This window comes from Microbacterium alkaliflavum (assembly GCF_044325405.1).
Taxonomy (GTDB): Bacteria; Actinomycetota; Actinomycetes; order Actinomycetales; family Microbacteriaceae; genus Microbacterium; species Microbacterium alkaliflavum.
The window spans coordinates 474337-493763 of record NZ_JBIQWL010000004.1 but is presented as its reverse complement, the minus strand read 5'-3'; the positions used below and the strand labels follow the sequence as shown (position 1 = coordinate 493763).

Annotated in this window: 23 protein-coding genes and 2 tRNA genes; 12 read left to right on the top strand and 13 right to left on the bottom strand. The window is 67.7% G+C overall.

Features of this window, described 5'->3' with window-relative positions:
• Positions 1-232: 232 nt before the first annotated feature.
• Positions 233-1645: a ParB/RepB/Spo0J family partition protein gene (locus tag ACH3VR_RS14055; RefSeq protein WP_397556932.1), complete on the bottom strand. Its 1413-nt coding sequence runs from the start codon at positions 1643-1645 to the stop codon at positions 233-235.
• 261 nt (positions 1646-1906) lie between these two features.
• On the opposite strand from ACH3VR_RS14055, the gene ACH3VR_RS14050 reads away from it, so the two are divergent.
• A complete protein-coding gene (locus ACH3VR_RS14050) occupies positions 1907-2263 on the top strand; it encodes a hypothetical protein (RefSeq protein ID WP_397556931.1) in 357 nt (118 codons plus the stop codon).
• Positions 2260-3267, top strand: a complete 1008-nt coding sequence (locus ACH3VR_RS14045; protein ID WP_397556930.1) for a zeta toxin family protein — start codon at positions 2260-2262, stop codon at positions 3265-3267. The genes ACH3VR_RS14050 and ACH3VR_RS14045 overlap by 4 nt, the downstream gene beginning before the upstream one ends.
• Before the next feature lie 32 nt (positions 3268-3299).
• Here ACH3VR_RS14045 and ACH3VR_RS14040 read toward each other — a convergent pair whose 3' ends face one another.
• The 4 genes from ACH3VR_RS14040 to ACH3VR_RS14025 form a co-directional block, all read right to left on the bottom strand.
• Complete coding sequence (locus tag ACH3VR_RS14040) at positions 3300-3509, bottom strand: hypothetical protein (RefSeq protein WP_397556929.1); 210 nt, start codon at positions 3507-3509, stop codon at positions 3300-3302.
• A 10-nt stretch (positions 3510-3519) separates the two neighbouring features.
• On the bottom strand, positions 3520-3774 hold the full coding sequence (locus tag ACH3VR_RS14035; protein ID WP_397556928.1) for a hypothetical protein: 255 nt from the start codon (positions 3772-3774) through the stop codon (positions 3520-3522).
• A 112-nt stretch (positions 3775-3886) separates the two neighbouring features.
• Positions 3887-4933 carry a hypothetical protein gene (locus ACH3VR_RS14030; protein ID WP_397556927.1) on the bottom strand — a complete coding sequence of 349 codons (1047 nt, stop codon included), beginning with the start codon at positions 4931-4933 and terminating at the stop codon, positions 3887-3889.
• Positions 4926-5183 carry a glutaredoxin family protein gene (locus ACH3VR_RS14025; protein ID WP_397556926.1) on the bottom strand — a complete coding sequence of 86 codons (258 nt, stop codon included), beginning with the start codon at positions 5181-5183 and terminating at the stop codon, positions 4926-4928. The genes ACH3VR_RS14030 and ACH3VR_RS14025 overlap by 8 nt, the downstream gene beginning before the upstream one ends.
• Positions 5184-5293: 110 nt before the next feature.
• On the opposite strand from ACH3VR_RS14025, the gene ACH3VR_RS14020 reads away from it, so the two are divergent.
• Both ACH3VR_RS14020 and ACH3VR_RS14015 read left to right on the top strand, forming a co-directional pair.
• Positions 5294-5896: a hypothetical protein gene (locus ACH3VR_RS14020; RefSeq protein WP_397556925.1), complete on the top strand. Its 603-nt coding sequence runs from the start codon at positions 5294-5296 to the stop codon at positions 5894-5896.
• Between the two features lie 234 nt (positions 5897-6130).
• Positions 6131-7288, top strand: coding sequence for a tyrosine-type recombinase/integrase (locus tag ACH3VR_RS14015; protein ID WP_397556924.1), 1158 nt, complete (start codon positions 6131-6133; stop codon positions 7286-7288).
• 13 nt (positions 7289-7301) lie between these two features.
• Here the strand turns inward: ACH3VR_RS14015 and ACH3VR_RS14010 are convergent.
• Positions 7302-7393, bottom strand: a tRNA-Ser gene (locus ACH3VR_RS14010).
• Positions 7394-7545: 152 nt separating this feature from the next.
• On the opposite strand from ACH3VR_RS14010, the gene ACH3VR_RS14005 reads away from it, so the two are divergent.
• Positions 7546-8409 (top strand): hypothetical protein, encoded by an 864-nt coding sequence (locus ACH3VR_RS14005; protein ID WP_397556923.1) that lies wholly within the window; start codon positions 7546-7548, stop codon positions 8407-8409.
• A 43-nt stretch (positions 8410-8452) separates the two neighbouring features.
• Here ACH3VR_RS14005 and ACH3VR_RS14000 read toward each other — a convergent pair whose 3' ends face one another.
• Both ACH3VR_RS14000 and ACH3VR_RS13995 read right to left on the bottom strand, forming a co-directional pair.
• On the bottom strand, positions 8453-9739 hold the full coding sequence (locus ACH3VR_RS14000) for an LCP family protein (protein ID WP_397556922.1): 1287 nt from the start codon (positions 9737-9739) through the stop codon (positions 8453-8455).
• A gap of 105 nt (positions 9740-9844) precedes the next feature.
• Positions 9845-10219, bottom strand: coding sequence for a DUF2255 family protein (locus ACH3VR_RS13995; RefSeq protein ID WP_397556921.1), 375 nt, complete (start codon positions 10217-10219; stop codon positions 9845-9847).
• Between the two features lie 124 nt (positions 10220-10343).
• Between ACH3VR_RS13995 and ACH3VR_RS13990 the strand changes: the two genes are divergently transcribed.
• On the top strand, positions 10344-11531 hold the full coding sequence (locus ACH3VR_RS13990) for an MFS transporter (protein ID WP_397556920.1): 1188 nt from the start codon (positions 10344-10346) through the stop codon (positions 11529-11531).
• A 96-nt stretch (positions 11532-11627) separates the two neighbouring features.
• On the top strand, positions 11628-12008 hold the full coding sequence (panD, locus tag ACH3VR_RS13985; protein ID WP_397556919.1) for an aspartate 1-decarboxylase: 381 nt from the start codon (positions 11628-11630) through the stop codon (positions 12006-12008).
• Between the two features lie 12 nt (positions 12009-12020).
• Here panD and ACH3VR_RS13980 read toward each other — a convergent pair whose 3' ends face one another.
• Entirely contained in the window at positions 12021-12758 is a 738-nt protein-coding gene (locus ACH3VR_RS13980) for an anti-sigma factor (RefSeq protein WP_397556918.1), read from the bottom strand.
• Positions 12745-13332: an RNA polymerase sigma factor gene (locus ACH3VR_RS13975; protein WP_397556917.1), complete on the bottom strand. Its 588-nt coding sequence runs from the start codon at positions 13330-13332 to the stop codon at positions 12745-12747. Before ACH3VR_RS13975 ends, ACH3VR_RS13980 begins: the two co-directional genes overlap by 14 nt.
• 195 nt (positions 13333-13527) lie before the next feature.
• Between ACH3VR_RS13975 and ACH3VR_RS13970 the strand changes: the two genes are divergently transcribed.
• Together ACH3VR_RS13970 and ACH3VR_RS13965 are read left to right on the top strand one after the other, a co-directional pair.
• On the top strand, positions 13528-14121 hold the full coding sequence (locus tag ACH3VR_RS13970) for a fasciclin domain-containing protein (protein WP_397556916.1): 594 nt from the start codon (positions 13528-13530) through the stop codon (positions 14119-14121).
• A 93-nt stretch (positions 14122-14214) separates the two neighbouring features.
• Complete coding sequence (locus ACH3VR_RS13965; RefSeq protein ID WP_397556915.1) at positions 14215-15018, top strand: LLM class flavin-dependent oxidoreductase; 804 nt, start codon at positions 14215-14217, stop codon at positions 15016-15018.
• A gap of 4 nt (positions 15019-15022) precedes the next feature.
• On the opposite strand, the gene ACH3VR_RS13960 is transcribed toward ACH3VR_RS13965, so the two are convergent.
• Together ACH3VR_RS13960 and ACH3VR_RS13955 are read right to left on the bottom strand one after the other, a co-directional pair.
• Complete coding sequence (locus ACH3VR_RS13960) at positions 15023-15904, bottom strand: hypothetical protein (RefSeq protein ID WP_397556914.1); 882 nt, start codon at positions 15902-15904, stop codon at positions 15023-15025.
• Positions 15905-16116: 212 nt separating this feature from the next.
• Positions 16117-16201, bottom strand: a tRNA-Ser gene (locus ACH3VR_RS13955).
• Positions 16202-16264: 63 nt separating this feature from the next.
• Here ACH3VR_RS13955 and ACH3VR_RS13950 point away from each other — a divergent pair.
• The 3 genes from ACH3VR_RS13950 (at position 16265) to ACH3VR_RS13940 (ending at position 18303) form a co-directional block, all read left to right on the top strand.
• Positions 16265-17287, top strand: coding sequence for an alpha/beta fold hydrolase (locus tag ACH3VR_RS13950; protein WP_397556913.1), 1023 nt, complete (start codon positions 16265-16267; stop codon positions 17285-17287).
• A 43-nt stretch (positions 17288-17330) separates the two neighbouring features.
• Entirely contained in the window at positions 17331-17996 is a 666-nt protein-coding gene (locus ACH3VR_RS13945; protein ID WP_397556912.1) for a class I SAM-dependent methyltransferase, read from the top strand.
• A gap of 91 nt (positions 17997-18087) precedes the next feature.
• Positions 18088-18303: a hypothetical protein gene (locus ACH3VR_RS13940; protein ID WP_397556911.1), complete on the top strand. Its 216-nt coding sequence runs from the start codon at positions 18088-18090 to the stop codon at positions 18301-18303.
• Positions 18304-18350: 47 nt separating this feature from the next.
• Here the strand turns inward: ACH3VR_RS13940 and ACH3VR_RS13935 are convergent, their stop codons facing one another.
• Positions 18351-19373 (bottom strand): LacI family DNA-binding transcriptional regulator, encoded by a 1023-nt coding sequence (locus ACH3VR_RS13935; RefSeq protein ID WP_397556910.1) that lies wholly within the window; start codon positions 19371-19373, stop codon positions 18351-18353.
• Between the last annotated feature and the right edge of the window lie 54 nt (positions 19374-19427).

Below are 19427 nucleotides of genomic sequence, written 5' to 3'. Positions count from 1 at the left end.
CTGCCCCGGCTCCCGACTCGCCTCGGCCTATCCCGTACCCCGAGCCATCACGGTCGGCCACTACGTCGACGTCGGCGCACTCTACGCTCGCCTTGCCGCCGCGCTTCGGACCGCCTAGCACCAGTCGCTCCAGCTCCGGCCGCGCGGCGCACGCGACGTTCGCTCCGCAGCGAAGCCGGGAGAAGCGCAGAGGATGCGCGGCCCCCGTGGTGCCGCGCATCCTCTGCGACGCCTACTCGATCGACGCTTGCTCGACGTCGCCTTCCGGGTCAACCGATTCCACGGCTTCGACGGCGTCGCGGCCGTTGGCTTTCACGACGATTCGCTCCACGTCGCTGAGGGTGTATCCCCAGTCGGACAGCATGGCGAAGTAGTCCGCATCACGGCCGGTGGGGCGACGCCAGGTTTCGCGACTAGTGGCGGACTCGATGCCGCCGAGGATGATCGCCAGGGTGACGTGCTGAGCCCGCGTCGGGTGCTGCGCGAGGAGGTCGGCGATGTTGTCCTGGCCGGAGTAGGGCGCGGAGGGGTCGAGGCAGAGCAGGTCGTGCGCGAGGACGTTGCCTGCGCTGATCGCCGCGCCGATGGTGTGCCGGTGGAAGGTGAGCGCGCGCGCGACCCAGGCTGCGGCATCCTTCGGAAGCGTCTTCCGGGACAGCAATGTGGCCAGCCACTCGCGACGCACAGTTTCAGCGGATGCCCATGCCTTGCTGTTGGCGATCAGGGTGCGGCGTTCTTCCTTCTGCTCGTCGGTCAGCGGTCCGTTCCCGGAACCGGAGCCTGACCCCTTCTTGAAGCCGGCTGCTTTCGGGTCGGCGATCAGGTAGGTGACTTGCACTCCCCCGTCCCAGCCGGCCCACACTGACGCGGCGCGCCCGTCGGCGTCTGCGATGTCGTCGGCGGTGACCCGCTCTCCTTCGGCGGTGATCAGTTCGCTGATACGGGTGTACTCGCCGTCGTAGAAGTAGTCCTTCTCGAGGATCGTGAACCCGCGCGCGGTGAGGTCTGCTTCGGCGTCGGCCTTCGCCTTCGCCCGCGCCTTCTCGTCCCGGACCCGCTGCGCCGCATGCGCGAACTGCGCGGGGTCGGTGGTTGCCACCTCGATCAGCTTCTCGCGCGCGTCCGGGTCGTCGTCGAACTCGATGAGCATCGCGGCCTGGTCGAGGGTGAGGGCGTGCTGCTGAGCCGCGGATGCCGCGGCCGGATTGTCGGCGACGGCGAGGCCGGTCTTCACTTCGGCCTGCTTGGTCCCGGTGCGCTTGGCGATGGTGGCCACGCCGAGTCCTTCGAACACGAGTTGCTGGAACGCGGCCGCCCGGTCGGCGGCGTTGAGGGATTCGCGGTGGTCGTTCTCGACCATCTGCTGGATGATCCGCTCTGCCGTGGCGTCGTTCGCGTCGACCACGTACACAGGGATCGCCTCGACGCCGGCTTCGATCGCGGCGAGGGTGCGGCGCTGTCCCGCGCGGACGATCACCTGCTCCCCGCGGCGGCGGGCGAGGACCGGGGTGAGCACGCCGTTCTCACGGATGCTCTGCACGAACTCCTTGGTCAGGGGCGCGCTGGGCCGCACGTTCTCTTCGATCGCCAGTGTGTTCGGGTTGAGGTACTCGATGGTGCCCCGAAGGGCGGTGGGGGTGGACATCTGATCCTTCTCCGTTCAACTGTTCTTGTTCGCCTGTCTGGCAGGAGGATCGAGAGTGAGCGGAGGCGGCGGAGTGCCGGGACCGTGGAATACCGGACTGAGCGAAGCGAGGGAGGATATGCCGCGAAAGCCCGGCAGGGAGCCGATGCAGCGAACTATGATCGGCCGGCCAGGCAGACGGACACCGGCGACCTCGCTTGGTCTCGAACACTCACTGGTAACTAGCCATGAGTCGCCCGTCACGCGGATGGCGATGCGGGTGTGCTGGTCGGAGACCTCGGAAAGAACATCGCGCTCAAGGCCGAACCGGGCGCGGCAGGCGGCCTGCGCAACCTAAGTAGACTCCTGGTCGGAGGCTCGATGATTGCCGATCGATCGGCGTGGCGCGCGAACGACGCCGTCGCATACGACGCTCTAACCGATGCGGCGAGCGCGGCGATCGCGACGCTGTTTGAACTGGCAGACGAGGGCATCCTCGAACTCACTCAGGCCGTGCGCGAGGCGACAGATATCCGACGCGAAGTCTTCGACGTCGACGGGTACGACCGGGACGCAGTCGACGCACAGCGGGAGAGTCTCGAGCAGCGGACATCTGAGCTGAGGGGCAGGTCGTCATGACCGAATGGACTCCCTCGGAACCGGAGCAAGTGCGAATCTTCGAAGAACGCATTGCTCCCGTCGTGTTCGCTCATTCGACCGCTGATAGCCCCACGCTGGTCGTGCTCGACGGACAGGTCGGTAGTGGCGCGCCTGCAGCAGCATCCCGACTGGCGACTGAGTACTCCGACGGCATCGCGATCGTCAGCAATGAAGGCCTCACCGCCTTCCACCCTCACTTCCTGGAGCTCTCAAGATCACGTTCCCCCGAAGCGACGCGGCTGCTAGCTGAACCGACCGCGGGTTGGATGACGAGGTCCCTGCGTCATGCACGAACGACGGGCCGTTCCATGCTTCTGCAAGGCACATTCCATACGCCGAGCGCCGTACTGGCCGCCTGCGATGTCTTCGCGCAGAGCGGGTTCGCAACACGGGTGGTCGTTGTGGCTACGCCGCGCGCCGAGAGCCTTCTGGCCGCGGCATCCAGGTACATGCTCGATGTGCGAGCGGGTCGCGGAGGTCGGTTCACGAGCGTCGAGTCTCACGACGTCGGCTTCGATACCACGGGCGCACTAACGGCCACCCTTGAAACGTCACCGAGCGTGGATCGTCTGACGATCTTGGGGACCGGCGGGGCAGTGCTGTTCGAAGCGGAGAGGACGGATGCCTCGAGCTTTGCGGGCGCGACGCAAGCTCTGAGACGAGGTCAAGCTCAATCGATGTCGGCCCCTCGGTCGATGCGTTGGCTTTCGGAACTTCGGGCTGTGACCGACTTCGCACTCTCGATGGGCCGGCCATCCAGCCCGGTCGGCGAGCTGCTTATCGAGCTGCACACTGTCGCCCTGGCGGAAGTGCTGCCCAGGATGCCGCTCCCCACCGACTCGCAAGCAAGAACAGCCGGGGAGGCGACCCTGACACGTCAGCTCGTCGAGCTTCGCAGGACGGTTCCTGTCGAGCGGCCCGCAGTCGATGTCGCTGCACCGGTTGTCGCTCCGCCGGGTCCGGATCGCGGGATCTCGCGCTAGGAGTTCGCGACCTTCAGGGAACGCTCGCGGCTTCAGCGTCCGGTGCCCACGCCGAGAGGAGATCCGACTGCGAGCGCGGCAAGGAAGACGACCACGGCGACCACGGCCATGAGGGTGATGATCCGAACCACGGCGCGCGCGCTGCCGCGGATTGCCGCAGCGCCGAGAACGGGGAGCGAAAGGATAAGGACGACACCGCCGACAGCGGTGACAAGAAGTCCCACCGTATAGTCCATTCCCATTTCGCTCTCCTCAGTCGTCCGCAGCCACTGCGAGTCGGCGCACGAGTGCCTGGCGCGCGCGAGTCGGATCGACGATCGTCGCGCGGATGAGGCCCCGCAGGACTGATCGCTCAGGCTCTGTCACTCCGGCGAGGGGTTGCATGCACCAGTCGAGGTCCTCGTCGATCGTGTACCCCGGCTCGGCGTCCGCCCTCCCCTCGTAGTGCGTGACTGCGGTGACAGCGGTGCGGTAGAGCGCCTCTTCGGTGTGAGCTCGGTCGGTCATGAGGGTCTCCGTTCGTTTGTGATTCTGGTGCGCGCGGCTGAGATGCGCCGTCGATCTGGCGGCCGGTGGAAATGGGCGTCGAACCCGTTCCCGGGGAGGATTTGTGAACCGGTCATCGCGACAGCCCCGTGCTTGGACCTTGTCCGTCGAGGTGGAGCGGTGCGGCAGGATCTCTGACTGTGCCGCTCAGCCGCGGGAACTGGCGAAGCCGATCGTTGACTTGCCGACCAATCTCGTCCAGTCGCTCGTTCTCCACGCGGTCCCGCTCAGCGTCCAGTCGTCGGCGCAGCCGATCACGAATCCGATCCGCCGCGAGCCGGTCTGATAGGCGATTCGCCCGATCCCGCGGAGGGATCGTGTAATACGAGCGCGCCCGAGCACGAGCGCAGTCCCGCTCCCACGCGTCGAGCAATTCGGGTGGCGTAGGTGGGCCAGCGCTCATCCGCTCGATCTGCGATGCAGGAAGCTCCCGCTGGAAGAACTCGTCTGCGGCCTGCTTGTTGGCGAGCGCCTCATCTGCGGTCGTTCGATGCAGCCGCCGGGAGGGTAGTCCGTCACGGCGACGCTGCGCCTCGCGGGCCCGATACCGCCGCTGCTGCTCGCGGCTGCCTTCAGGGTCTTCTGCCCACTTCTCATGCTTGCGCTTGAGAATTGTTGCGGCGTTCTCGGCATAGTAGGCCCGCATACGGGCGGTGCGCTCGACGGCATTGGCGCGGTAGCGCTTGCGATCCTTCGCGTTCTGCTCTTCCCGATGGTTGTCGCGCCAGCGCTTCAGCGCCTCACGCTTCACGGCGCGGTAGCGCTCAGGATCCGCTTCGCGCCGCTTGGCGCGGTACGCACGTTGCCGATCCAGGACGCGCTGGGGGTCGTTCGCGTACTCAGCCCGCGACTTCTGTCGTCGCGCCTCCGCGCGTTCGAGTCGGGCAGCCTCCCGCTTCTCTTCGGCCTCACGTTGCGCACGTGCAGCATTCCGTTCCGCCTGCACACGGGCGTTGTAGTCGTGTTGCTGGGCCGCGATCTGCTCGCGATGCTCCGCGCGATACTTCGCGCGATACGCGGCGATCTCTTCCGCGTGAGTGCGGCGGTACTCGGCCTTATAGGCGCGGACCTCCTCCGCGCGCCGCCGGCGGCGCTCGTCGCTCGACTCGTCGTCAGCCATGACGCTGCCCGAGGCGTTGCGCGAGCCGGTCGATGAGATCGGGGCGGAAGCCCGACCAGTGGTCGTTCTCGTCCACGACGACGACCGGTGCTTGCGAGTAGCCCAAGTCATCGGTGACGTAGTCGCGGGCGACAGCGTTCACGGGGTCGGTCAGATCGACGTCGGCGAACTCAAGCCCCGCCGAGGTCATGACCTGCTTCGTCATCCTGCACTGCACGCACCCGGACCCGGTCGTATACACGGTGATCATCAGAGCCGCCTTGTCTATCCGAAAAGCCCTTCTACCTTAGAGAAGCACTAAGTGATACGCTTCCACAAGATCGACTGCAGAAGCGCCGTGCGGTTAGACAAACTAGGGAGGTGAAGGTCGACGTGAAGACACTCGATGGCGAAGACGTGACGGTCGCTCATGCCACCCAGCCGGTCGGGTCCGCACTGCGCATTGCGCCCGCATTCAGGGCAACGACGACCGATGCCGCGCTCGGCATCGAAACAGCCATCACGGCGCACTATCTGCGGCGCGATGGGCGGTACGTGATCAAGAGCGTGACGAACACCGCGACGCGCGACGATGTCCAACTGAACTACCTCACTGTTGCCAAGGTCGGCATGCAGGCCATCGTCCAGACGGCGGCGCCGCGTTGCATTTTCGTCACTCTCGACGACGAGCAGGATCCGCTCGCCACCTGGTTGAGCGTGGACGAATTGACGACAGCCGAAGGTCGCATTCTCCCGCCCTCGCTCGCGGCCGAGGTCGTTAAGCGAGGCGGCGGTGAGGCTCGCATGGAGGCGGTCGAACTGCTCTACGGCAGCGCAGCTCTCGCCGGGCTGCCGCCGGCACAACTCCTGCAGAAGGAGCTCGGCATCCCGCACCGCACTGCCTCCCAGTGGATCATCGATGCACGCAAGGCAGGACGGCTGGACGGAATGAACTTTCACGCCGGCCGACCCGCGAATGGCTAGGACGACAAGACGCCCGCTCCCCAGCGAAACGATCGCGCCGGCGGAGCCCGCTTCCTCGCCGCTGAAGTGTCTCTTCTGTTCCGAGACGGAAGCAGCGGAATTGCTCGGCATCCACCGAACAACACTGCGCGCACTCGCTCTCGCAGGGACCGCACCGGTCACACCCATTTCCATCACTGAGCATCGACGTCTCTACGCTCGAGCGGAGATCTTCCGGCTCGCGGGACTTGAACCATGAGCATTGAGCGCCGCCTGAATCGCGCAGGCGAGCCGCGCTACACGGCTCGGATCAAGCACATGGGTCGCTCGGTGGCGGCAGAAACCTTCGCACGAAAGGCGGACGCTGAGGCGTGGGAGCGAGAGCAGTACCGCGCCATCCAGTTCGGGGAGTTCATCGCCCCAACGCAGAGCAAGAAGACTTTCGCGGAAGTGATCGACGAGTTCCTCGCCGCTAGGGAAGGCCAGGTTGTCCCGCACACCTGGCGCACTGATCGAGACAACCTTGCGAACACGCCTGCATCGTGGGCGAGGATGCCCATCGGCACCATCAGTGAGTCAGACGTCCTGAATCATCTGACGGAGCAGCTGCGCACCAAGGCGCACTCCACGGTTTCTCGCGCTCGGACCACACTGAGCGCTCTGTTCCAGTTCACCGTGCGCGAGAAGATGCGCTTGCGAAATCCGGTGCGCGACGTCCCAATGCCGTCTGGTGAGCAACATCAGCACGTTCACGACGAGATCAACGCTTTCACCGAGGCTGAGCTCGCAGACACGCTCGAGGCCCAGCGCAAGCTGAACCCAGCGATGGCCGAGGTCACGGAGTTCCTCAGCCTCACTGGGCTCAGGTGGTCGGAGCTGCGGGCGAGCCGGATCGCTCACCTGCAGGACCTGCCTTACCCGCTCCTTGTGGTCACCCGGGCACAGTCCGACGGGTACGCGGAAAAGGGAACGAAGTCAAAGCGCAGCCGACGAGTTCCCCTGACCCGTCGCGCGTACGAAATCGCCAAGCAACGCGCCGGCGGCCGCCGACCGAACGAGTACCTCTTCGTCTCAAAGACCGGCCTCCAACTCCGCGGCAACCTGTTCCGTCGGTATGTGAAGTGGACGCACACGTCGAACGACCACACAATCCATGACCTCCGGCACTACGCAGCCTCGAGTTGGCTTCGCGCGGGCATCCCGGTGCACCAGGTCGCAGCCTGGCTGGGGCACCGAAACCCGAGCACGACGCTCCGCATCTATGCGCATGTTCTAGGCGAGGAACAGGAGATGGCGGCGATATCGCGGTTGGACGGCAAATCACCGGTACACAAGGAGTACACAAGCGATGGGGTCGATCCGAACCTGAGAGCCGCGCAGGAGATCGACCCGGGCGAGGAAAATGTCCTCTGATCAGGAATTCGTTTGGCGGAGACGGAGGGATTTGAACCCTCGGTCCCCGTAGGGGGACTCCACCTTAGCAGGGTGGTGCACTAGGCCTGACTATGCGACGTCTCCAGGTGTCCGCTCACCGAAGCACGCGGACACGCCCAGCAATCATAACCCGACGAGATGGTCGGTCCGAACGCGGAGCGGTCGGCAGAGTACGACTTCGAGCGCGCGATCACAAGCCCGGTGTCTGCACGCGCGGGCAGCGCGAGGCTTCAACCATGAGTACAGACATTCCTCCTCGACGAGAGACGGCCTACGACGCCGACGCGACGAGGCCGGTCACGCGGGCCGACGGCACAAGCGTCGCGGGCGAAGGCGACACCCGGGTGATCCGCGGCGATGACGACACCCGCGTCCTCCCAGAAGACCGAGCCACTCGAGACGCCGACGGCCATGTCGTCGAGGACGACGGGCTCGTGCGCGACTCCGACGGACGCATCGTGCGCGACGGCGACGTGCGGCGACCCGTGGCCGCCGAGAACGTGCGTCACGTGCGCGATGCCGACGGGCCCACGCTCCGCGAGAACGTCCTCGCTCGCGAACAGGAGCGCTTCGGCGGGATGAAGTTCGGCTCGGCGTTCTTCGGCTGGATCGCCGCGATGGGACTGGCTGTGCTCCTCACCGCCCTCGTCGCCGCGATCGGCGGCGCCATCGGTCTGACCTCACCGCAGACCGCCGAGGATGCTGCGAACGCCGCCACCCAGAACCTCGGCGTGGCGACCATCATCGGCGCCGTCGTCATCGCAATCGTGCTGTTCGTGTCGTACTTCGCGGGCGGCTATGTCGCAGGACGCATGGCGCGGTTCAACGGCGCCCGTCAGGGTCTCGCCGTCTGGATCTGGGCTGTCGTGGTCGCGGTGCTGGTCGCCATCATCACGGCGATCGCCGGAACGCAGTGGGATTTGCTGGCGACCCTCAACACGTTCCCGCGCATCCCGGTGTCATCCGACACCCTGACCATCACCGGCATCCTGACCGCCATCGGCGCCGCGATCGTCGCACTCGTGGGTGCAGTCCTCGGCGGCGCAGCCGGCATGCGGTACCACCGCCGCGTCGACCGCGTGGGCCTCGGCGACTATTGAGCGATTCGTGAGGGCCTCGCCGCGGCGAGGTCCTCACGCAGGCCTACTTGCTCTTGACGTTGCCGTTTGAACAGGTGTTCTGCGCCGCCGTCTGGCCTGCGATGGCAGAGGGCAGCTCGGCCGCCGTCTCGGTCGGGGCCGGCGTCGCGGCGTCCGTCGCAGCCGGGGTGGGCGTGGTGGCCTCCGGCGCAGCAGTGTCGGTGGGGGCGGACGGGTCCACGACCACGCCGCTCCCCTGGCTCAGGTCGCCCGTGAGCTGCAGCGGCTGGTTCGCGGCGAGCGCCGTCAACAGCGCCTCGGCCGCCGACTTGTTCGGCACGACGCGGTTCGCGTCGCTCGGGTCGTCGAGCACGGGGTACTGGATGAAGACGATCTGGTCGAACGGCACGTTCTTGACCGCGAGTGCGATCTGCACGAGCGTGAGGGGGTTCGTGAGGCTCTGCGACGGCGTGACGTTGTCGACGGCGGTCGTCGCGAGCTTGTAGAGCGTGCTCGGGTTCGAGAGCACCTCCTCGCTCACGAGCTTGCGAGCGAGACGAGACATGTACTGCTGCTGGTTCGAGATGCGCCCGAGGTCGCCGCCGTTGCCGACGCCGTGACGCGTGCGGAGGAATTCGAGCGCATCGATTCCCTGGATCGTGCGGTTGCCGGCAGGCCAGTCGATGCCCGTGTAGGGGTCCTTGATGCCGTTCGCGAGACACACCTCGACGCCGCCGATGGCGTTCGTGATCTCGATGACGCCGCCCCACGTGATCTTGGCGGCGTACTGGATGTCGAGACCCGTGAGCTGTTTCACGGTCTGCACGACGCAGTTCAGCCCGCCGTAGGTGTATGCCGTGTTGAGCATCTGCTTGCTCATGGCCGACGACTGCGAGCCATCCGGCTTCGTGCAGGACGGGATCGGGATCATGAGGTCACGCGGGAAAGAGATGACCGTGACGCGACGCGGGTTGTCCGAGATGTGCACGAGCATGTTGACGTCGTTGAGCTCGCCGCCCGCGTCTTTGCCTGTGCAACGGTCGCCGAAGTATCCCGCGTAGGCCGCCTCGCAGGCATCCGTTCCCGCGATGAAGAGGTTGACGCCTCCCTCGATCGCGCCGATGTCGGGCGGGACCGACTCCTGACCCTCGAGTGCGACGGCGTCCTTCGTGAAGTTCGAGGTGATGTCGTACGCCGCATAGGCGGCGACGCCCGCTCCCGAGACGAGCACGACGGCGAGCGCGATGCCCACGATCTTCATGACCTGGGCGAACGGATTCGGCGACTTCAGAACTCCGTGCCGCGCGACCGTGCGACGGCCGCGCTTAGCGGGCTTGGTCGTCTCGCTCACTCGGATCCTCTCGGACGGGGTACGGGGACAATCTCCCCATGCTCTCATGGGCGTCTGTGCCGCCGCTGAACGCCCCCGCCCCGGACCGAGCTGCCGGTTCCGCCGTCAGCGCGAGCCGACTGGATCGACGCGAAGCGTCGTCTGCTTCGCGGCGGCGCTCGTGATGGCGCGCGACGGCGAGCCGTTCCCGTACTTGGCGAAGTAGGCGGCATCGACTTCCGCGTCGCGGGAGCCGTCGCGCGTATAGGTGACGGGCCGCGCGCGACCGTTCCAATCGACGAAGCCCTCGAAGTGACGGGCGACGCCCTTGTACCACTCCCCCTCCGGACCCTTGACGGATCGCACGTAGAGGACGCCCTCGACCACCACCTGCCACACGATCACGAGAGTCCGCCACGATCCGTCAGCGCGCCGGCCGGCGACCCGCATCTGATACGCCGCCGCGAGATCACCGAGTTCGGCTGCCGTCCATCCACTCATGCTTGTCTCCTCCCGTTCCGGCATCCACTCCACTCCCCTCCCGTCGAGCGAGGAAGTCCCTGTCGTGCCCGGTACCGGCAGGGCCTCTCTCATGACGGGATGCGGCGCGTACGGTCGAAGCAGGATGCCACGATCACCACGCCACGCGACGATGCTCGCGCAAGCGGCCGCGCTGGCGTGGGGGCTTCAGTTCGCCTTCCTCACGCCCACCCTCGCGCTGCTGCTCACCGACCTGCTCGGCGCGACCGCCGCCCAGGTCGGACTCGTGCTCGCCCTCTACAACGCGAGCGGGTTCGTCGCCTCGCTCATCGTGCCGGCGTGGGCCGACCGCCGCCACGAGTACCTCACGCCCATGGTCGTGTGCGGCATCCTGACCCTCGCCCTGGCCGTGGCGCTCGCGCTGGCCGGCACGATCCCGATCGCCGCGATCGCCCTCATCGTGCTCGGCGGCCCGGCGGGCACCGGCGCATCCCTCTTCTTCGCGCACCTGCGCGCAGCCGGGTGGGGACGCTCCGCCGTCATGGGCGCCCGGGCGATGATCTCGGTCGCGTGGGTCGCGGGGCCTCCGCTCGCGATGCTCCTCGCCGGCACCTTCGGAACCCGGTCCATCCTGGTCGCGCTCGTCGTCATCGCGATCGCGGGAATCGTGCTCATCGTCGCGATGCGCCGGGGCGGCACCGATCCCGGCACCGCTGCCGTGCAGGCGGATCAGCAGTCGACTCCCCTGTCCCGCGTGCGCATCACGGGCGTCCTCGCCGCGTTCGTCGCTCTGCAGGCCACGAACGCCGCGATCACGTCGGTCATGACGCTGTTCGCCGTCGACGACCTCGGGCTGAACCCGATCTGGGGCGGCATCGCACTCGGCGTCGCCGCGCTCGCCGAGATCCCGGCGCTGTTCCTGCTCGGCCGCCTCTCCACCCGCTTCGGCCCCGTCGCACTCCTCATCGTCGGAAGCACAGTGGGCATCGCGTTCTACGCGGTCATGGCGGTGGTGCACGACCCCGTCACGCTCGTGCTCGCGCAGCTGCTGAACGCGTGGTTCTTCGCCACCGTCGCGGGCGTCGGGCTCACGTGGTTCCAGGACATCATCCCGAGACCGGGGCTCGCCTCGGGCCTGTTCACGAACACGCGGCGCATCGGCTCGATCCTCGCGGGCGGCCTCATCGCCCTGGCCGGCACGAGCGCGGGCTACTCCGGCACGTTCGTGGCCTGCGCGGCCGTCACCGCGACCGCGCTGGTGCTGATCGTCGCGGTGGGTCTGCGCCGGGCTCCGGGCCGAGATGGAGTTCCGGGCGAGCCGGCGACCGGCTGACTCCGTGTTGCACGCGATTTCTGGACTGGGTGCAGAAAGGCTAGCGTCGATGCGGCGCCCTGTCCCCTTCGTCGGCGCCGGGAGGCGAGACGAGCCATGCGCCGAACCATGCTCAAGTCGAAGATCCACCGGGCGACCGTGACCGGCAGCGATCTCAACTACGTCGGATCCATCACGATCGACTCCGACCTGCTGCGCGCCGCCGACATCCGGGAGTTCGAGCAGGTGCACGTCGTCGACGTCGACAACGGCGCCCGCTTCGAGACCTACACGATCGCCGGAGAGCCCGGATCCGGCCAGATCCAGGTCAACGGCGCCGCCGCGCGGCTCGTGCACTCGGGCGACACGATCATCGTCATCTCCTACGCCGACTACGACGAGTCCGAGCTCGACTCCTACGAGCCGCGGGTCGTGCACACCGATCGCGCGAATGCGATCATCGGCATCGACGAGGCCGTTGCGACGCTGCTGACGTGATCCGGCTCGCGCCTAGGCGAAGCTGAGCCGTCCTCGCACGATCGAGTCGCCGGAATGCGCGGGGTTGCCGTCGACGGGCTCGAACGAGATGTCGACGAGGTCGTACTGCGACAGGTCGACGCCGTCGGGGATCGCGAACGACCCTGACGACCCCTCGAGCACCCCGAGGCTGATGAGCGCGCCGCCGTCGTTGCGGATCAGCCACACCTCGCGGTACTCCGACGACTTCGCCTCGCCCTCGAGGGTCACGGTGAGCGTGCGCGCCCCGTCGCGGGATTCGTCGACCTGGGCGGTGCCCGACGCCTTCGGGTGGTCGGGGAACGCGTCGAGCGCCGCCGTCGCGATCGAGTCGGGTCGCAGCATCCCGATCCCGATCCACACGGCTCCGCCGATGGCGAGGACGAGGACGAGGGATGCCGCGAGCACCCAGATCCACCGCGATCGACGTCGGGGGGCGGAGGGTTCAGTGGCAGGTCGTTCCGGCGAGGTGACAGGGGATGCCGAAGCCGCCGTCTGTGCGGAGGCGCCGGCCAGGCCCAGTTCGGCGACGATGCCGTCCCACACGCGCGCGGGCGGAGCATCCAGTTCCAGCTCGTCCATCGTGGACCGCGCTACGAGGGCCGCGTGCGAGAGCTCGGCCAGCTCGGCGCGGCAGACGGGGCACGAGGCGAGGTGCTCGCGTTCCTGATCGGAGGCGACGGGCTCGCCGAGCGCGATCAGGGCGAGCTGTTCGGGATCAAGGTGTGACACGGGTCACCTCCAATCTGTTGCGCATGCGGGTGAGACTTCGCCGGATGTGGCTCTTGACGGTGCCGAGCGGCATCCCGAGCCTGCTCGAGATCTGCTCATGCGTCATATCGTCGAAGAAGGCGAGTCGCATGACGGCCTGGGCGTCGGGTTCGAGCTGCTGCAGCTCGTGGGCGACGAGCAGCGTCTCGGACAGGTCGGGCGGCTCGTCGACAAGGTCGTCGGGGTTGGTCAGACGCTCGATCTCGGCCTGGATCGCGCGCACCTTCGCGCGCGACTCGTGCATGTCGGCGATGCGGCGACGCGCGATCGCGACGAGCCACGTCGAGATCCGGGCCTTCGTGTGGTCGTAGGAGGCCCGAGACGTCCAGGCCGAGACGAAGGTGCGCTGCGTCACGTCCTCCGCATCGCCGCGGTCGCCCAGCGAACGCAGCGCGAGAGTGAAGACGACTGGTGACCACCGGCGATAGACCTCGGCGAGCGCGCGCTCATCGCCCGCGACGAACCGCGCATCGAGCAGCAGCTCGGCTTCGCGCGCCGGGTCGGGCTCGGCATCGCGTGCGGCATCCGGCTCCACGTGTCCTCGCCTTCCGTCCGGTCGTCGCGACCAGGCTAACCGCGCTGCGCGGCAACCCTCTCAAGTGCATTCCCTTCGCGGCGTGGATCCGGATGCAGCGACTTTTCTTCGGGATGCCTGCATCCGTGGAGCGCGTCGCCGTGGAACAACTCTTCAGCGCACCGATCCGGTGCGTCCCATCGAAGGAGATGAACGATGAACAAGATCACGCGCACTTCGATCGCACTGCTCGCGGCGGCGGCGCTCGCCCTCGCCGCCGCTCCCGCGCACGCCAACGGAGGGGGCTCTCCGTCCGGCAACATCGTCGACGTCGCCGTCGCGGCGTCCGGCGGAGGCACCGCCGACAACAACCCGTGGGACTACGACATCCTGGTGCAGGCGGTGCTCGCGACGGGCCTCGCTCCCGTCCTGTCCGACCCGGGCGCGACATTCACGGTCTTCGCCCCCAACGACCGCGCGTTCATGCGCACCGTGCAGGACCTCACCGGCACCGCGCCGGCCTCGGAAGCCGACGCGCTCGCGACCATCACGAGCGCGTTCACGCTCGATCAGATCAAGAACGTGCTGCTCTACCACGTCGTCGCAGGCAAGAAGCTCGGCCCGGTGGGCGTGCTGACCGCCCACCCGCTGACGATGGCCAACGGTGGCAAGGTCTGGCCGCGCGGCATCAACCTCCGCGACGAGACGCCGTCGGTCGCCGACCCGCGCCTCGTGCTCTGGAAGATCAACATCCAGGCGTCGAACGGCGTCATCCACACGATCGACCGGGTGCTGCTGCCGGCATCCTGACCCGCCCCTCGCCGGCACCGCCGTCCTCGTTCTCGGGGGCGGCGGTGTCATGTGATGGCGGCATCTCTCTTCGCGGGCGATACCCTGCCCCACGTGAGCGATGCGACTGTCGGAGAACTTGGAATCGGCCTTCCCGGGGAGACACCGCCCGGGACGGTGGCGCGAGTTGCAGCGCTCGCCGAGGAGCTCGGGTTCGCAAGCTTCTGGCTCAATGACACCCCGCGCGGAGATTCGCTGGCCGGCCTCCACACCGCCGCGGGTGCGACCCGTCGCATCCGGCTCGCCAGCGGCGTGATCCCCATCGACCGGCGCAGCGGCGCCGAGATCGCGGACGACGTTCGGAGGCTCGAGCTTCCCGACGAGCGACTGGTCATCGGGATCGGCTCGGGCGGTCTGTCCCGCCCCCTCGCAGCGGTCGCGAAAGAGGCGGCCGAACTTCAGTCGACCGTGCGTGCGCGCGTCGTCATCGGAGCGCTCGGTCCCCGGATGCGGCTGCTGGGGGCGACGGAGTCCGACGGCGTGCTCCTCAACTGGCTCACTCCCCCGATCGCCGCCGACACGGCGCGCGAGATCCGCGACGCTGCCGCCGCCGCGGGGCGCGACGGGCGCACGATCCTCTATCTCCGGACGGCGATCGACCCCGACGCGCAGGTGGCGCTCGAGCAGCAGACGGCGCTGTACGACCGCATCCCGGCCTACGCGAGCAACTTCGCCGCGCTGGGGATCTCCGCGATCGACGCGACGATCAGCCCTCGCGATGACTTCTCATCGCGGCTGGGCGAGTATCGGCGGAGCGTCGACGAGGTGGTGCTGCGCGTCGTCACGGCGGATGCGTCGGAGGCGAGCTACCTGGACTTCGTGAAGCGGGCTGCCGAGATGGCGCGGCCGGTGGCTTAGCGGATCAGCCGCAGTCCGAGGATCCTCGTGACCGCCAGCCGGTTGATGCGGTCGACGGCGAGTCGCACAGACTCGGACCGAGAAAGGCGTGCTGGTAGAGGTCCTCGACATAATCCGGTTCTATGCCCATCACCTGGACGGCCGCCGGCACGGCGACGGACGACTCCTCGCCAGCATCCAGAACGCGCAGAGAAAGGTGGACAGCGCAGGCGTGCACCTGGTTCGGATCGCTCCCTTCTTGGAACTCCGGCTCGAGCTTGATGACGACGACCACCTCCTCGTCCTGTGCGAGCTCGATCGTCCGATCAGGGAAGTACGCACTCGCGTTCCCGGACTCGTCATAGATGAGGGGTTCCGGGTCTGCGTCTTCGACATCGATCGTCATGCTCTCCGAGTCGACGCCGGCACCGCGGCCGGGAATCATCCGAACGAGCGTGCCGCGATCCGGCTCCGTGCAGTCACTTGTCGTGTCCACACCCGTGACGCGAACCGGATCGACCCTCTGACTGCGCAGAGTCAGCGTCAGCGTTCGGGTGCTGGTGATGACGCCCTTCTTGTGCTTGGCCAACCATGTCGTCGCAGCCTTGGGCGTCATGTCGTAAAGCGCGGCCAACTCGTCGTCCGACAATTCCTCGCCGGCCGGGATGCTGACGTCGTCCTCTGAAGGCTCGACCGAGACGTGGATGCCGATCGGGTTGGGGTCGGCCAATGCATCGTCGAGGAGATCGTTGGCCGGACCGCTGAGCCGAGGGACCAACACAGAGGTGGCGACACCCACGACTACGGCTGTGGCAGCGGCTGCGAGGGTCGTCACCAGCCAGATCGGCACTCGTCGCGGCTTGCGACCATTGCCGTCGGTTCCCGCTGGGGATGGTTCGTCCGCCATACGCAGCTCCTACCCGATCGTGGCTTCGATGGTAGATCTGGCACCGCGTCGCCGCGACTGATGCTCGCGCGAGCTCGCACTGTTTCCATCGGCTTCGCCACAATTGGCTTCTGCTGGGTGTGGTGGCACCCGTCGGGCACGTCAGGCCCGGAACGGAGCGCCTCGGCGCGGGTCAGCACGAGGACGACCAACGGATCTCGAGGCGTGTGAAGCGGAGGGTGTGGGATTCGAACCCACGGGACATTGCTGCCCACTGGTTTTCAAGACCAGGTCCATCGGCCGCTCGGACAACCCTCCCGGGCGGATGCCGAGGCATCCGTCGACCGGCGTCGAGTCTAGCCCGTCGCCTAGCATGGGGGCGTGCAGCAGCGCATCGGGCGCGTGACGACGGGCGACGGCGCCGAACTCGCGTACGCGTCGATCGGCGAAGGGCGCACGCTGCTCTACGTGTCGGGATGGCTCAGCCACCTCGAGCTGAGCTGGCAGCTGCCGGAGGAGCGCGCCTTCTACGAGGGCCTCGCGGAAGGCTGCCGGCTGGTGAGGTACGACCGCGCGGGATGCGGGATCTCGGCGCCGTCCGATCACGCGCCGTCGCTCGCGTTCGAGCTGGAGCAGCTCGACGCCGTCGCGGCGCTTCTCGCGCCGGAGCCGTTCGACCTCGTGGGTGTCTCGATGGGAGCGCTCGTCGCGGCCGCATGGGCCGCGGCTCATCCGGACCGCGTGCGGCGGCTCGTGCTGTACGGCGGCTGGGTATCGGGAGCGGAGCTCGCGCCGGCCGACGTGCGCGACCACGTGCTCGGGCTGATCGAGTCGCACTGGGGATTGGGCTCCGACGTGCTGACCGACATCTTCGCGCCCGACGCCGGAGCGGCGGCGCGTGCGCAGTTCGGCCGCTATCAGCGGGCCTCGTCGACGGCGGCCACGGCGCGAGCGCTTCTCGCGCTGAGCTACGAGCTCGACATCGGCGATGTGATCGACAAAGTGCGGACGCCGACGCTCGTCGTGCACCGGGAGCAGGATCGCGCGGCGCCCGTCGCACAGGCGGTGGCGCTGGCGGCAGGCATCCCTGGCGCGGGGCTCGTGCGGCTTCCCGGCCGCTCCCACCTGCCGTACGCGGGCGACACGCACGCCGTCGTGGCGCCGATCCGGCGCTTCCTCGGCCTCCGCGCGACGCGGAGCGGCGGTCGCCTGCTGACTCCGCGGCAGATCGAGGTCGCCGCGCTCGTGAGCGAAGGCCTCAGCAATCGCGAGATCGCGACGCGCCTGGGCATCGATGAGCGGTCGGCCGAGGGCCACATCGAGCGCATCCTGCTGCGCCTCGACGCGAGGTCGCGGGCGCAGATCGCGACCTGGTACGCCGCGCATCGCGACGAACTGGGGTAGTTCCACGCCTGGAATCTCGGATGCCGCCGCGCAGGCTGAAGGGATGACCCAGACCGACACCACCTCGATCCGAGAAGCAACGTTCGAGCAGCACGCCTTCCGGGGCTGGTTCAACGCGGAGTTCTTCCGCCGCATGGACCCGTACATCGAATCCAAGCTCGGCCCGCACAAGCAGCGCGTCTTCGCGGGGCTGCCTCGCGAGGTCGTCGAGATCGGCCCTGGCGCCGGCGCAAACCTCCCGTACCTGCCGGAGAACACGGCCCTCGTCGCGATCGAGCCCAACCGGGCGATGCATGAGCCGCTGCGGTCCGCCGCTGGACAGCACCACGTGACCATCGACCTGCGAGAGCGGATGGCGGAGCGCACGGGCCTCGCGGATCACAGCGTCGACGCCGTCATCTCGTCGCTCGTGCTGTGCTCCGTGCAGGATCCGCACGCTGCGCTGGCCGAGATCCGCCGCATCCTCCGTCCCGGCGGAACCTTCCGGTTCCTCGAGCACGTCGTCGCGCCGGACGGGACCGCGACCCGCGCTGCGCAGCGCATCCTTCGCCGACCATGGGCTTGGACGTTCGAGGGATGCTCGTGCGAGCGCGACCTCGAACGCGACATCCGCGCTGCCGGCTTCGCGGACGTGCAGGTGGAGAACTACCGGATCCGCAGTCCGTTCCTGCCGTTCAACACCCACATCGCCGGCGTGGCCACGGCGTAGCGCCTCCCGGGCGCATTGTTATCGGGTCGTTCCCAGCCGTCGGCCACTTTGTTCTCGCGAACATCTCCGGTGGCGGGCATAGCGTCCATCCATGCCCTTTCACGACGACAGTTCAGACCCCGAGGCGGAATGGATCCTCGCAGCCTCGGATCAGCTCAGAGCATGGGCGCTCGTCCTCGAGACGGACCGAGGAGCAGACGAGACGGGCACGCTCGCGCTGACCCTGCTCGCACTCTGCGAGGCGCAGTCGCGGATCATCGGCGAGCTGGCGTCTCGCGTCACCACCTTGGAGGTGGAGCACCGCTGATGCGGCTCACCGAGCCCCGCGTCATCCGTGCCGCACGAGTCTTCGCGCTAGCCGCCGACCGGTGCGACGGATTGACGCATGATGAGCTCGGCGTCGACGCGCACGCGGTCGGGGGTCGGGCGCCCCTCGATCAATCCGTGCACGACTCGGATGATCTCATGCCCGAGCCGATCGAAGTTCTGGTTGACGGAGGTCAGCGGGGGTGCGAAATGGCGCGCTTCGGGCGAGTCGTCGTAGCCGACGATGCTGATGTCGTCAGGCACGCGCAGCCCCCTGCTCTTGACTCCGTGGAGGAGTCCGAGGGCCATCTGATCATTGGACGCGAAGACGGCCGTCACTTCTTCGATGAGGGGATGCTCGGCACCGACCGTGAAGCCCACGTCCGAGGTCCAGTCGCCGATCAGGAGATTCGGCCGCAATCCGTGACCATCCATCGTCTGCCGCCAAGCCCGCTCTCGAGCAAGCGCGTCGACCCAGTTGAGAGGACCGGCCAGATGCAGGATCGAGCGATGGCCGAGAGCGACGAGGTGGTCGACCGCGGTTCTCGCTCCCTTCGCCTGATCGACGGCGACCGTCGTGATCGCCGACTGGGAGTCGTCATCGCCGACGACGACCGCCGGAACCCACAGCGGTCCCTTGGCAACCGCCCCGAGTGAGGAGAAGCGGGGGGCGACGAGGCACAGCGCATCGACGGCATGATCCCTGAGCTCGGCGAGTCCGAGGTCCACCGCTCCCGATCGGAAGCCCGGCACCGAATAGGCGGTCATGACGTGGCCGAGGTCGCGAGCGGCGCGCTCGATCGCCTGGAGTGTGCTCCTGGGCCCGTACTGCTCGGCTCCGTCGACGATGACTCCGATCCGGAGCCTGTCTTCGGACTCGAGCTGCCGAGAGGCACCTCGTGGCAGGTAGCCGATCTCGATCATGGCGTGCAGCACCCTTTGGCGCGTTCCGTCCTTGATGTGCGGATAGCCGTTGATCACCCGGGACACGGTCATGTGCGAGACGCCCGCGACCTGCGCGACGTCGTAGATGCTCGGGCGACTCTTCCCTGAGCCGCTTCCCTGCGTCATGGAAGCTCCAATCGAGCGCACGAGCGTTCGAACGAAGCGAGGGGATGGAGCTCG